This window comes from Pseudomonas sp. VS40, assembly GCF_018587885.1.
In the GTDB taxonomy this organism is placed as follows: Bacteria; Pseudomonadota; Gammaproteobacteria; order Pseudomonadales; family Pseudomonadaceae; genus Aquipseudomonas; species Aquipseudomonas pergaminensis.
On record NZ_JAGYWD010000009.1, the window covers coordinates 185276 to 199669 of the forward strand.

The 14394-nt window shown below is 61.2% G+C and carries 13 protein-coding genes; 8 read left to right on the forward strand and 5 right to left on the reverse strand.

Going from position 1 to position 14394, the window contains the following annotated elements:
- Window position 1 precedes the first annotated feature (1 nt).
- A complete protein-coding gene (locus tag KHP07_RS24620) occupies window positions 2-2449 on the reverse strand; it encodes an acyl-CoA dehydrogenase (protein WP_214498170.1) in 2448 nt (815 codons plus the stop codon).
- Between the two features lie 191 nt (window positions 2450-2640).
- On the opposite strand from KHP07_RS24620, the gene KHP07_RS24625 reads away from it, so the two are divergent.
- From KHP07_RS24625 to KHP07_RS24640, 4 genes are all read left to right on the forward strand, one after another.
- A complete protein-coding gene (locus KHP07_RS24625; RefSeq protein ID WP_099490961.1) occupies window positions 2641-3300 on the forward strand; it encodes a transglutaminase-like domain-containing protein in 660 nt (219 codons plus the stop codon).
- A gap of 56 nt (window positions 3301-3356) precedes the next feature.
- Window positions 3357-3974, forward strand: coding sequence for a glutathione S-transferase family protein (locus tag KHP07_RS24630; RefSeq protein ID WP_099490962.1), 618 nt, complete (start codon window positions 3357-3359; stop codon window positions 3972-3974).
- 134 nt (window positions 3975-4108) lie between these two features.
- Window positions 4109-5041, forward strand: coding sequence for an ABC transporter ATP-binding protein (locus tag KHP07_RS24635; RefSeq protein ID WP_078047677.1), 933 nt, complete (start codon window positions 4109-4111; stop codon window positions 5039-5041).
- A complete protein-coding gene (locus tag KHP07_RS24640) occupies window positions 5038-5817 on the forward strand; it encodes an ABC transporter permease (RefSeq protein WP_005786689.1) in 780 nt (259 codons plus the stop codon). Before KHP07_RS24635 ends, KHP07_RS24640 begins: the two co-directional genes overlap by 4 nt.
- A 538-nt stretch (window positions 5818-6355) precedes the next feature.
- Here the strand turns inward: KHP07_RS24640 and KHP07_RS24645 are convergent.
- Window positions 6356-6895, reverse strand: coding sequence for a TetR/AcrR family transcriptional regulator (locus KHP07_RS24645; protein WP_028615763.1), 540 nt, complete (start codon window positions 6893-6895; stop codon window positions 6356-6358).
- A 91-nt stretch (window positions 6896-6986) separates the two neighbouring features.
- On the opposite strand from KHP07_RS24645, the gene KHP07_RS24650 reads away from it, so the two are divergent.
- The 4 genes from KHP07_RS24650 to KHP07_RS24665 all read left to right on the forward strand — a co-directional run bounded on the left by KHP07_RS24650 (window position 6987) and on the right by KHP07_RS24665 (window position 11734).
- Entirely contained in the window at window positions 6987-8180 is a 1194-nt protein-coding gene (locus KHP07_RS24650) for an MFS transporter (RefSeq protein ID WP_214498171.1), read from the forward strand.
- A 45-nt stretch (window positions 8181-8225) separates the two neighbouring features.
- Window positions 8226-8537 (forward strand): cupin domain-containing protein, encoded by a 312-nt coding sequence (locus KHP07_RS24655; RefSeq protein ID WP_028615765.1) that lies wholly within the window; start codon window positions 8226-8228, stop codon window positions 8535-8537.
- Between the two features lie 107 nt (window positions 8538-8644).
- Complete coding sequence (locus KHP07_RS24660; RefSeq protein WP_214498172.1) at window positions 8645-9793, forward strand: TDT family transporter; 1149 nt, start codon at window positions 8645-8647, stop codon at window positions 9791-9793.
- A gap of 66 nt (window positions 9794-9859) precedes the next feature.
- The gene (locus KHP07_RS24665) at window positions 9860-11734 is read left to right on the forward strand and encodes an MFS transporter (protein WP_078047680.1); all 1875 of its coding nucleotides are present in this window, start codon (window positions 9860-9862) and stop codon (window positions 11732-11734) included.
- Window positions 11735-11800: 66 nt separating this feature from the next.
- Here the strand turns inward: KHP07_RS24665 and sugE are convergent, their stop codons facing one another.
- From sugE to rdgC, 3 genes are all read right to left on the reverse strand, one after another.
- On the reverse strand, window positions 11801-12115 hold the full coding sequence (gene sugE / locus KHP07_RS24670) for a quaternary ammonium compound efflux SMR transporter SugE (RefSeq protein ID WP_003237114.1): 315 nt from the start codon (window positions 12113-12115) through the stop codon (window positions 11801-11803).
- A gap of 106 nt (window positions 12116-12221) precedes the next feature.
- Complete coding sequence (locus KHP07_RS24675; protein WP_012723140.1) at window positions 12222-13187, reverse strand: bile acid:sodium symporter family protein; 966 nt, start codon at window positions 13185-13187, stop codon at window positions 12222-12224.
- A 139-nt stretch (window positions 13188-13326) separates the two neighbouring features.
- Entirely contained in the window at window positions 13327-14247 is a 921-nt protein-coding gene (gene rdgC / locus KHP07_RS24680; protein WP_078047682.1) for a recombination-associated protein RdgC, read from the reverse strand.
- Between the last annotated feature and the right edge of the window lie 147 nt (window positions 14248-14394).

A 14394-nucleotide genomic window follows, 5' to 3' on the forward strand; every position in this document is an offset into this window, starting at 1 on the left:
CTCAGCGGACCTTGCCCTCAGCCTGGGTCAGGTCTTCCTTGCTGAAGTCATCCACGTCGATCACCTTGCGCCGCGCTGCTTCAGCGTCACGCAGGGTTTGCGCTTCGGCGGGTTGCAGCACGCCGGCGTGCAGCGCCGCATCGATGGCGTGTTCCCCGGCAGTCGGTTTGACCTGGCCGCTTTTGAGCGCGGTGTGCAGTTTTTTCTGCAGCGGATGGCTGGCGCCGAGCAGGTCGTAGGCATGTTGCAGGGCGCCCACCGGGTCCTCCGCCGATTGCGGGCGGTAGCAGCCGGCCAGCAACTCTTCCAGGGTCGGATCGCCTTTGGCACGGCCGATCACCGCGGCCACTTCGGCATCCAGTGCATCGGACGGCCCGGTATGGCGACGCCCGAACGGGAACACGATGACCCGCAGCAGGCAACCCAGCACCTTGTTCGGGAAGTTGCTCAGCAGTTCATCCAGCGCACGCTCGGATTCACCAAGGCTTTCTTCCATGGCCCAGGCGAACAGCGGTTCCAGGTGGTCCGGCGAATCCAGGTCGTGGTACCGCTTGAGTGCAGCCGACGCCAGGTACATATGGCTCAGCACATCACCCAAGCGTGCCGACAGGCGTTCGCGCCGCTTCAGCTCGCCACCCAGCAGCATCATGCTCAGGTCGGCCAACAGCGCGAAGGCGGCAGCCTGACGGTTGAGCGCGCGGAAGTAACCCTGGCTCAAACGATTGCCCGGAGCCTTCTCGAAATGGCCCACGCCGAGGTTCAGCACCAGGGTGCTGGCGGCGTTGCTCACGGCGAAGCCGATGTGTTGCATCAGCAGGCCGTCGAATTCCTTCAGCGCCTGGTCGTGGTCTTCGCGGCCGGCCAGGGCCATTTCCTTGAGCACGAATGGATGGCAACGGATCGCGCCCTGGCCGAAGATCATCAGGTTGCGCGAGAGGATATTCGCGCCTTCCACGGTGATGAAGATCGGCGCGCCTTGCCAACTGCGACCCAGGTAGTTGTTCGGGCCCATGATGATGCCTTTGCCGCCGTGCACGTCCATGGCGTGGCTGATGCACTCGCGACCGCGTTCGGTCAGGTGGTACTTGAGGATCGCCGAGAGGACCGACGGTTTTTCCCCCAGGTCCACGGCATTGGCCGTGAGCATGCGTGCGCTGTCCATCAGCCAGGCGTTGCCGCCGATGCGCGCCAGGGCTTCCTGGATACCTTCAAAGGCGGAAAGCGGCACGTTGAATTGCTCGCGCACCTGGGCGTATTGGCCGGTCACCAGGCTGGTGAACTTGGCCGCGCCGGTGCCCACCGCAGGCAGGGAGATCGAACGCCCCACGGACAGGCAGTTCATCAGCATCATCCAGCCCTTGCCGAGCATTTCCTGGCCGCCGATCAGGAACTCCAGGGGGATGAACACATCCTTGCCAGAGTTGGGACCGTTCATGAACGCGGCGCCCAAGGGCAGGTGACGACGGCCAATTTCCACGCCGGGCGTGTCGGTCGGGATCAGCGCCAGGCTGATGCCCAGGTCTTCCTCTTCGCCCAGCAGGTGGTCCGGGTCATGGGCCTTGAAGGCCAGGCCCAGCAGGGTCGCGACGGGGCCGAGGGTGATGTAGCGTTTTTCCCAGTTCAGGCGCAGGCCGAGGGTTTCCTTGCCTTCCCATTCACCTTTGCAGATCACGCCAGTGTCGGGCATGGCGCCGGCATCGGAGCCGGCCAGCGGGCCGGTCAGGGCAAAGCACGGGATGTCATCGCCACGGGCCAGTCGGGGCAGGTAGTGGTTGCGTTGTTCGTCGGTGCCGTAGTGCAGCAACAGCTCGGCCGGGCCGAGGGAGTTGGGCACCATCACGGTCGAGGCCAGGTCGCCGCTGCGGGTGGCGAGTTTCATCGCGACCTGGGAGTGGGCATAGGCAGAGAAGCCCTTGCCGCCATATTCCTTGGGAATGATCAGGGCGAAGAAGCCGTGGGTCTTGATGTGTTCCCAGGCCGCCGGCGGCAGGTCCATGGCCTGGCCGATTTCCCAGTCGCTGACCATGGCGCAGAGTTCTTCGGTAGGGCCGTCGATGAACGCTTGTTCCTCTTCGGTCAGTTGGACCTTGGGGTAGGCCAGCAACTTGTCCCAATCGGGGCGACCGCTGAACAGCTCGCCGTCCCACCACACGGTGCCGGCGTCGATAGCGTCGCGCTCGGTCTCGGACATCGGCGGCAAGACTTTCTGGAACCAGCTGAACAGCGGTTTGGTGAAGTATTGGCGACGCAGGTCGGGCAGCAGCAGGGGAGCGGCCACGACGGCGATCAACACCCAGAAGATCAGCAGCAGCCAACCCGGTGCGTGGCTCCAGGCACCCATCGCCAGCAGGTAGACGGCGACCACACCCAGTGCGGGCAGCGGGGCGACGCGGCGGTGTGCGAGGTAGGCAATGCCGATTACCAGCACCAGTATCCACAACAACAGCATATTCAATCCTCCGTGAAACCAGGGGCGAAACCACCAGGGAGCTTAGTCGGCATCCGAGCAAGCGGGGTGATCAGGGTGTTACAAGTTGTACTGGGAGCACCTGGCAACAGGCGCCGACATTTGGCCGATTCGTCGTTATCGCTGTGGCAGACCTGTCGTTAAACTCCAGGCTTACCCCGGAGATCACGCTCATGGATATGTACCTGAGTCCCAGCCGCTTCATCGATAGTGACCACCCTGCGGTGGTGGAGTTCGCCGAAAAACATCGCGGAACCCGCGCGGCTTCTAGTGACCAGGCAGTCAGCCTTTACTACGCCGTGCGTGAGGCGATTCGCTACAACCCCTACACCTTCAGCCGTGACCCAGGCACCTTGAACGCCAGCTTCGCCCTGGCCAGCGGCGAAAGTTACTGCGTGCCCAAAGCCACCTTGCTGGCGGCCTGCGCCCGCCACTGCGGCATCCCGGCGCGCATCGGCCTGGCGGACGTGCGCAATCACTTGTCGACGCCGCGCCTGCTCGCCTTGCTCAAGAGTGATGTGTTTGCCATGCACGGTTATACCGAGCTTTACCTGCAGGGTCGCTGGGTCAAGGCCACGCCCGCGTTCAACCAGCAACTGTGCGATGTGTTCGACGTTCCGCCGCTGGACTTCGACGGCGTCAACGACAGTGTCTTCCACGCGTTCAACCGCCAGGGCCAGCGTTCGATGGAATACGTGGTCGACCACGGGCAATTTCCTGACGTGCCCGAGGCGTTTTTCTTCGCGCATATTCAGCAGTGTTATCCCCACTTGTTCAGCGAGGACATGCCGACCCTGCTGGGCGATATGCAGAGCGATTTAAGCCGCGCGTGAACCGGCGTATGCTGCTGCGTTCATCAAGCCATGTTCATCAACAATAAGGCGCGGTCATGCTGAAAATCTGGGGTCGTAAAAATTCGTCAAACGTCAGGAAGGCACTGTGGTGCGCCGAAGAACTCGGCCTGGACTATGAGGCAATTGATGCGGGCGGGGCTTTTGGTGTGGTCGACACGCCGCACTACCGCGCGTTGAACCCCAATGGCCGGGTGCCGATGATCGAGGACGGCGACTTTGTGCTGTGGGAGTCCAACACCATCGTGCGCTACCTCTGCGCCAAGCAGGCCTCCAACTGGTACCCGAGTGACCTGAAGGCCCGCGCCAACGCCGAAAAATGGATGGACTGGACCACCTCCACCTTTGCCGAACCGTTCAAGATCGTGTTCTGGGGCGTACTGCGCACCCCGGCGGAAAAACAAAACTGGGACACCATCCACGCCGGGCGCCAGGCCTGCATCGATGTGCTCAAGACCGTCGACCAGGCGCTCGCTACACAGCCGTATCTGTCGGGTAAGGAGATCGGCATGGGCGATATCCCCCTGGGCAGCTTCATCTACGCCTGGTTTGAAATGCCCATCGAACGGCCGGCAATGCCCCATCTAGAGGCCTGGTACCAGCGCCTGCAACAGCGCCCGGCCTACCGCAAGGCGGTCATGACTGCGTTGACTTAATACCCACTATTAATACGGGTGACTGTACTTGTGCGGCGCGGGCAAGCACCATGCTTGTCATGCGCCGCCGTTGAACTACCTGGGCTGCGCCCCCATCTACTCTTTCTATTCTCTTCTTTGGTGCGTATTCCGATATGAGTTCCGCTCTGTCCATCCGGCAGCTAACCAAAACCTACGGCAACGGTTTCCAGGCCCTGAGTGGTATCGATCTGGACGTCGCCGAAGGTGACTTCTTCGCCTTGCTCGGCCCTAACGGCGCCGGCAAATCCACCACCATCGGTATCCTCTCCACCCTGGTCAACAAGACCAGCGGCTCGGTGAATATCTTCGGCCACGACCTGGACAAATCCCCGGCGGCGCTCAAGCGCTCCATCGGCGTGGTGCCCCAGGAATTCAACTTCAACCAGTTTGAAAAGACCTTCGACATCGTCGTGACCCAGGCGGGCTACTACGGCATCCCGGCGAAAGTCGCCAAGGAACGCGCCGAGCAGTACCTGACCCAACTGGGCCTGTGGGACAAGCGCGATGTGCCTTCGCGTTCGTTGTCCGGCGGCATGAAGCGCCGCCTGATGATCGCCCGCGCACTGGTGCACGAACCGCGCCTGCTGATCCTCGATGAACCCACCGCTGGCGTGGACATCGAGCTGCGTCGTTCGATGTGGACCTTCCTTACCGAGCTGAACGAGAAGGGCATCACCATCATCCTCACCACCCATTACCTGGAAGAGGCTGAGCAGCTGTGCCGCAACATCGGCATCATCGACCACGGCACCATCGTCGAGAACACCAGCATGCGTAACCTGCTGGGTCAGTTGCATGTGGAAACCTTTTTGCTCGACTTGAAGAACAACCTGTCGGTGCCGCCGCAATTGCTGGGCTACCCGAGCCGGCTTGTCGACAGCCACACCCTGGAAGTGCAGGTGGACAAGGCCATGGGCATCACCGCGCTGTTCACCCAGTTGGCGGCCCAGCAAATTGAAGTGCTGAGCCTGCGTAACAAAACCAATCGCCTTGAGGAGTTGTTCGTGTCCCTGGTGGAGAAAAATCTGGCGAAGGTGGCGGTATGAGTTCCGAACTGCAACCCAACCTCGTCGCGCTGCAAACCATCGTTTATCGCGAAGTGAAACGCTTTACCCGGATCTGGCCGCAGACCCTGCTGCCGCCGGCGATCACCATGGTCTTGTACTTTGTGATCTTCGGTAACCTGATTGGCCGGCAGATCGGCGACATGGGTGGCTTCACCTACATGGAGTACATCGTGCCGGGCCTGATCATGATGTCGGTGATCACCAACTCCTACGGCAACGTGGTCTCGAGTTTCTTCGGCAGCAAGTTCCAGCGCTCGATCGAAGAACTGATGGTGTCGCCGGTGTCGCCGCACACCATCCTGATTGGCTACACCCTGGGTGGCGTGCTGCGCGGGCTGATGGTGGGCGTGATCGTGACTCTGCTGTCGTTGTTCTTCACGCATTTGCAGGTGCATCACCTTGGCGTCACCATTCTGGTGGTGGTGCTGACTGCGACGATCTTCTCGCTGCTGGGCTTCATCAACGCTGTGTTTGCGCGCAACTTCGATGATATTTCGATCATCCCGACCTTTGTGCTGACGCCGCTGACCTACTTGGGCGGGGTGTTCTACTCCATCACGCTGCTGCCGCCGTTCTGGCAGACTGTGTCGCTGGCCAACCCGGTATTGCACATGGTCAACGCCTTTCGCTACGGCATCCTGGGGGTGTCGGATATCAAGATCAGCGTGGCGATCACCTTTATGATCGTCGCCACGGTGGTGTTGTATATCGGCTGTGCGCGGTTGTTGGTGAGCGGGCGTGGGATGCGTACCTGAGCAGCGATCCGCAATGAAAAAACGGCCTCGGATGAGGCCGTTTTTTTTGCACCGCTGTGGGAGCTGGCTTGCCTGCGAAGGCGGCCTGACAGCCGACCTGGATGTTGGATCTGATCGGGTACATATCCGTTATTTGGGTAACGGCTGGTATGGGTTCCGCCCTTACGGCGGGTCACTTTGGAAAAGCCCCAAAGTAACCAAAGGGCTCTTGCCCCAACACTCGGCACCTCGCCTAGGCTCGGTGTGCCCGTAATCCGCCAGTGATTTGGGGGGCCGCCGCCACGCGCCATCCATGGCGCGGGGCGGCTAAACCGGCATCCCTGCCGGTTTACCCCCCAAATCCCTGTCGAATTCCGGCCAGCGTGTTTGACGGGGCGCCTAGGATCAAGATCAAAAGCAAGAGCACGGCGGCCTGACAGCCGGCCTGAGTGGTTGGATCAAAGGCAGATACGTGTAGGAGCTGGCTTGCCGACGATTCGGTACATCAGGTATACCCAGATGATGCCATCGCCGGCAAGCCGGCTCCTACAGGGGAGGTTCAGGCGTTGAGTGCCAGTTCGATCAGGGCGTGCAGTTCTTGCACGGTCAGCGGGGCGTTCGAAAATAGAATGCGAAACACCGTTGGCGCTGCGATCAGGTTGATCAGGTGGTCCACGCTCGGCGGCGTGCTTTGCGGGTAGCGATCGACAATCGCCTGCAACTGCCCACTCAGGATGCTCACGCAGTATCCCGGCGTGATCGTGCACTGCAGGTCGCGCATCATGTTGCGGCCCGGCTCCGAACTCATTTCATCCAGGTATTGCTCGGCCCAGGCCTGCAGGTCGCCGCGCAGGCTGCCGGTGTTGGCGGGTTCGCTGTCGGGGCGCATGCGCGCCAGGGCCACGTCCGCGAGCAGCACGGAGAGGTCGCCCCAGCGCCGGTAGATAGTCGAGGGCGTGACGCCTGCGCGTGTGGCAATCATGGGCACGGTGACGCTGGAGCGCTCGTGGGCTTCCAGCAGTTCACGCACCGCCGAATGGACGGATTCTTGTACCCGGGCACTGCGGCCCCCCGGGCGAAGGCCTTCTTTTATCGCCATGTTTGTGACCTTAACACAAAGAATTTGCTTTAAGCGCTGGCGGGTAGCACACTCTGCAAAAGCAAAATATTAGCTTTAGCGGAGCGTGTGCATGTCCAGTCCTGTTTCCCATCGTTCCAGCCTGGTGTTTCTCGCGATCACCTTGCTGACCTTCCTGGCCGCTTCGAGTGCGCCGACGCCGTTGTACCACCTGTATCAGGAAGGCCTGCATTTTTCGGCAGGCATGCTGACGCTGGTCTTCGGTGTCTACGCCCTCAGCCTGCTGGCGGCGCTGTTGACCGTCGGCTCTTTGTCGGACCACCTGGGGCGCAAGCCGGTGATTTTTGCTGCGCTGCTTCTGGATATGCTGGCGATGCTGCTGTTTATCAATGAAGGCAGCGTGGCCTGGCTGATTGCCGCCCGCACGTTGCAAGGGTTTGCCACTGGCATGGCCACCGCCGTATTGGGCGCGGCACTGCTCGACACCGACCGCCAACAGGGCCCGCTGGTCAACAGCGTGGCGCCGCTCTTGGGCATGGCTTGCGGGGCGATGGGCAGCAGTCTGCTGGTGGAATTCGCGCCCCTCCCGACCCAGTTGATCTACTGGACGTTGCTGGCCTTGATGCTGTTGCAGGCCCTCTACGTATGGCGCCTGCCGGAAACGGTGAGCCGCATCCCCGGCGCACTGGCGTCGCTGCGCCCAACATTGCATGTACCGCCCCAGGCACGCCGGGCGTTGTGGCTGTCATTGCCGGTGGATGTGGCGGTGTGGGCGATGGGTGGCTTCTACTTGTCACTGGCCCCGTCGCTGGTGCGGGCCGCCACCGGGTCTACCTCCAACCTGATCGGTGGCGGCCTGGTGGCCGTGCTGACCCTGAGCGGCGCGTTGATGATCTTTACCTTGCGTAATCGTCCGGCCGACAAGGTGCTGCGTCTCGGCGCCGGCTTGCTGGCCATCGGTGTAACGCTGATCCTCACGGCGGTGCACAGCGCCAGCCTGCCCCTGTTCTTCATCGCCACGCTGATCGCCGGCAGTAGCTTTGGCGCGGGCTTTCTTGGCGCCTTGCGCAGTGTGGTGCCGTTGGCCTTGCCCCACGAGCGCGCGGGGCTGATGTCGGCGTTCTATGTGCTGAGCTACCTGGCGTTCTGCTTGCCTTCGTTACTGGCGGGCAACCTGATTCGCAGCTTTGGCCTGATCGCCACCACCGACGGCTACGGCGCGGTCCTCATCCTGCTGGCTGTCGGTGCGCTCATTGCCTTGCTGTTGCAGGATTCGGCGCGCGTGAGGGCGACGACAGGCGGCTGATGGGTAATAATCAGGGCCCCGTATCCGCCTGATCGAGATTCGCGCATGAAGATCATCCGCAGCAAGGACTTCACCGGCAGCCGTGCCTGGGAGGCGCTGGACATCGCCAACATGAATGGCATCACCACGCGCCTGCACTGGACCGACCAGCCCTATCGCTGGCATATCAACGACGGCGAAGAAGTGTTTGTGGTGCTCGATGGCCGGGTGCAGATGCACTACCGCGACAATGGTTTCGAACAGGTGGCGGAGCTGGGCGTCGGGGACATCTTTTACGCCAGCGTGGGCACCGAGCACGTGGCCCACCCGCAAGGGCCGGCGCGGATTCTGGTGATCGAGTGCGAAGGCAGCGTCTGACGATATATAGGTAAAGTAGATAACAGATAGAGATATTACCCGTTATATAGATATTCGATTCGGTTCTACCATGGTCTCACCCTCATGCGAGGAAGAGGATTGCCATCATGACCTGCTCGAATAGCATCAGTTACAAACCCTTCAGTCACCTGACCCGTCCACGGGAAGTGATCCGCCAGTTCACGCCGAACTGGTTTGCCGCCACCATGGGCACTGGTGTGCTGGCACTGGCCCTGGCGCAGTTGCCAGTCAACCTGCCTGGCCTGCACGCCATCGCCGAGGCGTTGTGGGTGTTCACCATCGGTCTGTTTGTGTTGTTCAGCGTGTTGTACGCGGCCCGCTGGGTGATGTTTTTCCACGAGGCGCGGCGCATTTTCGGTCACTCCACCGTCTCGATGTTTTTCGGCACCATCCCCATGGGGCTCGCGACGATTCTCAACGGCTTGCTGTTATTTGGCCTGCCGCGCTGGGGCGCCGGTGTGATACCGCTGGCTGAAACCCTGTGGTGGCTGGACGTGGCCATGGCCCTGGCCTGCGGCGTGCTTATCCCCTTCATGATGTTCACACGCCAGGAACACAGCATCGACCAGATGACCGCCGTCTGGCTGCTGCCTGTGGTTGCCGCTGAAGTTGCCGCGGCCAGTGGTGGGCTGCTCGCACCGCACCTGGCAGACGCGCATTCGCAACTGGTGATGCTGGTGACCAGCTATGTGCTGTGGGCGTTTTCGTTGCCGGTGGCGTTCAGCATCCTGACCATCCTGATGCTGCGCATGGCCCTGCACAAACTGCCCCACGCCAACATGGCCGCGTCGAGTTGGCTGGCCCTGGGTCCCATCGGCACCGGTGCGCTGGGCATGTTGCTGCTGGGGGGCGATGCGCCGGCGATCTTTGCGGCCAATGGCTTGCCGGGTGTTGGTGAGATCGCCAACGGCCTCGGCCTGGTAGCGGGCATTACGTTGTGGGGCTTCGGCCTGTGGTGGATGCTGATTGCGGTGCTGATCACCCTGCGTTACCTGCGCGCCGGTATCCCGTTCAACCTCGGTTGGTGGGGTTTCACCTTCCCGCTGGGCGTGTATGCCCTGGCGACGCTGAAGCTGGCGAGCCTGCTGCACCTGGGGTTCTTCAGCGTTTTTGGCAGCGTGCTGGTGGTGGCATTGGCGCTGATGTGGCTGATCGTCGCCAAGCGCACCGTGCAGGGCGCCTATAAAGGTGAGCTTTTTGTTTCGCCGTGCATTGCGGGACTAGCGAATAAGTAAGCAGGATTAGGTAAAGTCGTGGCCTGAACGCTTTTACAAAAAACAGGCCACGCAGGAACACGGACGATGAGCCACCCCTCGCAATTCACCTTGCTGCGCACACGGCGTTTCCTGCCGTTTTTCATCACCCAGTTGCTGGGCGCTTTCAACGACAACATCTTCAAGCAATCGCTGATCCTGGCCATTCTCTACAAGCTCACTATCGACGGTGACCGCTCGATCTGGGTCAACCTCTGCGCATTGTTGTTTATCCTGCCGTTCTTCCTGTTCTCGGCCCTGGCCGGGCAGTTTGGCGAGAAATTCAACAAGGACGCGTTGATCCGCGCGATCAAGATCGGTGAGATCGTGATCATGGCCGTGGGCGCGACGGGCTTCCTCACCAATCACCTGGAGCTGATGCTGCTCGCGCTGTTTGCCATGGGCACTCACTCGGCGCTGTTCGGCCCGGTGAAGTACTCGATCATGCCCCAGGCATTGCATGACGATGAGCTGGTCGGCGGCAACGGCCTGGTGGAAATGGGCACGTTCCTGGCGATCCTGGCCGGCACCATCGGCGCCGGGATCATGATGTCGTCCACCCATTACGCCCCCGTGGTGTCCGTGGCGATTGTCGGCGTAGCGGTGCTGGGTTACCTGGCCAGCCGCAGCATTCCGCGCGCGGCGGCGTCGACCCCGGAACTGCGCTTGAACTGGAATATCTTCAGCGAATCCTGGGCCACCCTGCGCTTGGGCCTGGGGCAAACACCGGCCGTTTCGCGCTCCATCGTCGGCAACTCGTGGTTCTGGTTTGTCGGTGCGATCTACCTGACGCAGATCCCGGCCTACGCCAAGGAGTGGTTGTACGGCGACGAGACCGTGGTGACACTGATCCTCACGGTGTTCTCGGTGGGTATCGCACTGGGTTCGATGCTCTGCGAAAAGCTCTCCGGGCGTAAGGTCGAAATCGGCCTGGTGCCGTTCGGTTCATTCGGCCTGACGGTGTTCGGCCTGCTGCTGTGGTGGCACTCCGGCGGCTTCCCGCAGAACGTCCAGGCCAACGATTGGCTTGCCGTGCTCAGCTACGGCCAGGCGTGGTGGGTGCTGTTCGATATCCTCGGCCTGGGTGTATTCGGCGGCTTCTACATCGTGCCGCTGTATGCATTGATCCAGTCGCGTACCGCCGAGAACGAACGCGCGCGCGTAATCGCCGCGAACAACATTCTCAACGCGCTGTTCATGGTGGTCTCGGCCATCGTGTCGATCCTGCTGCTGAGCGTGGCCAAGCTGTCGATCCCGGAACTGTTCCTGGTGGTGTCGCTGCTCAACATCGCGGTCAACACCTACATCTTCAAGATCGTCCCCGAGTTCACCATGCGTTTCATGATCTGGCTGCTCAGCCATTCCATGTACCGCGTGGAGCATCGCAACCTGCAGGCGATCCCGGATGAAGGCGCGGCGTTGTTGGTGTGCAACCATGTGTCGTTTGTGGATGCACTGTTGATTGGCGGCGCGGTGCGTCGGCCGATTCGCTTCGTCATGTACTACAAGATCTACCGCTTGCCGGTGCTCAACTTCATCTTCCGCACCGCCGGGGCGATTCCGATTGCGGGGCGCAACGAAGATATCCAGATCTACGAAAAGGCCTTCACGCGCATTGCGCAGTATTTGAAGGAAGGGGAGTTGGTGTGCATCTTCCCGGAGGGCAAGCTGACCGCCAATGGCGAGATGAACGAGTTTCGCGGGGGCGTGACGCGCATCCTTGAAGAAACCGCGGTTCCGGTGATTCCGATGGCGTTGCAAGGGTTGTGGGGGAGTTTCTTCAGCCGCGATCCGAACAAAGGCTTCTTTCATCGCATCTGGTCGCGGGTGGTATTGGTGGCGGGTGAGCCGGTGGCGGTCGAGTCGGCGACCCCAGCGCAGTTGCAGGAGAAAGTTACTCAGCTGCGCGGCACGGTCCTGTAGGAGCGCGGCTTGCCGGCGATGGCTATCTTCAGGCCGCCATCGCCCGCAAGCGGGCTCCTACAAGGGTTATGTGGAGATTTTCAGGCCAATAAGCCCACAAATGATCAACGCCACGCTGGCCAACCGAAACAACGCCATGGATTCCCCAAACAGGATAATCCCAGCGATCACGGTGCCCACTGCACCCACGCCGGTCCAGATGGCATAGGCGGTGCCCAGCGGCAGTTCCTTCATGGCGAGCCCCAGCAGGCCAAGGCTGATGGCCATGGCGGCAATCGTCAGGGCGGTGGGGAGTGGCTTGCTGAAACCGTCGGTGTACTTCAGGCCGACGGCCCAGCCGACTTCAAACAGACCCGCGAAAAACAGAATGATCCAGGACATGATGACCTCCTAACACTAGGTGGGGTCGTCCCCGGAGTAGTCGCTTGAGCGCGTCGCGGGGTCGTCCCCACGAAGCGCGTTAGAGTGCCGAAAAGTGCTCGGCTGATCAAGTTTGCGGGGTGTTCTCCAGGGCGCGACGGTCTTCCTTTTCGCTCATGCGGCGGAAGTAAGTCGACAGCAATGCACCGGAGATATTGTGCCAGACACTGAACAAGGCACTCGGCACCGCCGCCAGCGGCGAAAAATGCGCACTGGCCAGTGCGGCGCCCAGCCCGGAGTTCTGCATGCCCACCTCCAGCGCCAGCGACTTGCGCTGCGCCAACGGCAACTTGAACACGCGGCCAGTGAAGTAACCCAGCAGGTAGCCAAAGCTGTTGTGCAGCATCACCACGGCCATGATCAACAAGCCCGACTCGGCGATCTTCGCCTGGCTGGCGGCAACCACCGCCGCGACGATGATCACGATGCTCACCACCGACACCAGTGGCAGCACATCGACCGCATGCCGAACCCGATCGCCGAGCACGCGTTGCGCCAGCACGCCGAGCACGATCGGCAGCAGCACCACCTGCAGGATCGACCAGAACAGCTCCATGAACGACACCGGCAGCCAGGCCGAGGCCAGCAGCCAGATCAATGCTGGCGTGAGCAGCGGGGCGAGGAGGGTGGTGACGGCGGCGATGGCCACCGACAACGCCAGGTCGCCACGGGCCAGCCAGGTCATCACGTTGGACGAGGTGCCGCTTGGGCAGCAACCGACCAAGATCACGCCGACGGCGATTTCCGGGGGGAGATGGAAGGCCTGGCACAGCAACCACGCCACGCCCGGCATGATCACGAAATGCGCAACCACGCCCAATGCCACACGCCAGGGGTGGCGGGCGACTTCGGCGAAGTCATCGAGTTTGAGGGTCAGCCCCATGCCGAACATCACCAGGCCCAGCAGCGGGACAATGGCACTTTTAAGGCCAATGAACCAGCCGGGTTCGAGGAAGGCGACGACGGCGAAAATCAACACCCAGTAGGCGAAGGTATTGCCGACGAAGCGGCTCAAGGCGGCGAGTGCGCGCATGGGGATGTCCTTTTTTGTTGGATTCGATCAAATGTGGGAGGGGGCTTGCACCCGATTGCAGTCTGTCAGTCATAGGTGTTTTAACTGACAGAATGCTATCGGGGGCAAGCCCCCTCCCACATTTTGAATTTCACACGGTTTAGATACCCTGCGGAGTCTCTTCACCGCCCAATGCTTCAACCAGCGCCGGCAAGAAGTCGCCAAACGTCAGCATCATCAGGGTAAAGCTGGCATCCAGTTGGCCCAGGGCTTCTTCACCGCCGTCCTGTTCGGCCTGGTCTTGCAGCAGGTCTTCGAACTTCAGGCGCTTGACGGTCATTTTATCGTCGAGCATGAAGGACAGCTTGTCCTGCCAGGCCAGGGCCAGTTGGGTCACGACTTTGCCGGTGGTCAGGTGCAGCTGGATCTCTTCGCCGGTCAGGTCCTGGCGCTTGCAGCGCACGATGCCGCCGTCTTCGTGGGTGTCGCGCAGTTCGCACTCGTCGAGGACGAAGAAGTCATCGGCCGGCTTCTGGGTGGTGACCCAGTCGGTCATGACCGCCGTCGGTGCGGTTTTTACCGTCAGTGGGCGAACGGGCAGGGTGCCGATCACTTCACGCAGGGTCGACAGCAAGTCTTCGGCGCGTTTCGGGCTGGCGGAGTTGACCAGGATCAGGCCTTGTTTCGGCGCGATGGCCGCGAAGGTCGACGAGCGACGGATAAAGGCGCGGGGCAGGAAAGCCTGGATGATTTCATCCTTGATCTGGTCGCGTTCCTTCTTATAGACCTTGCGCATTTGCTCGGCCTCGATCTCTTCGACTTTCTCTTTCAGTGCGTCACGCACCACGCTGCCCGGCAGGATACGTTCTTCCTTGCGCGCGGCGATCAGCAGGAAGTCACCGCTGACGTGAACCAGGGGAGCGTCTTCACCTTTACCAAAAGGCGCGACGAAACCGTAAGTGGTCAACTCCTGGCTTGCACACGGGCGCGCCAGTTTGGTGGCCATGGCCGCTTCCAACGCCTCGGCATCAACAGGCAGATCTTGGGTCAGGCGATAGATAAGCAGGTTCTTGAACCACATGGGGTGAGTCTCTCCTTTATACAAAGGGGGGCATTATTGTCTTGATAACGCCCCAGGCCAACCCTGCCTAAGCCATTGGAAGCTATCAAAAAAAAGATTTAAGAAAGTGCTTGCCAGACCCAGGGTCGCTCCGTAGAATGCGCGCCA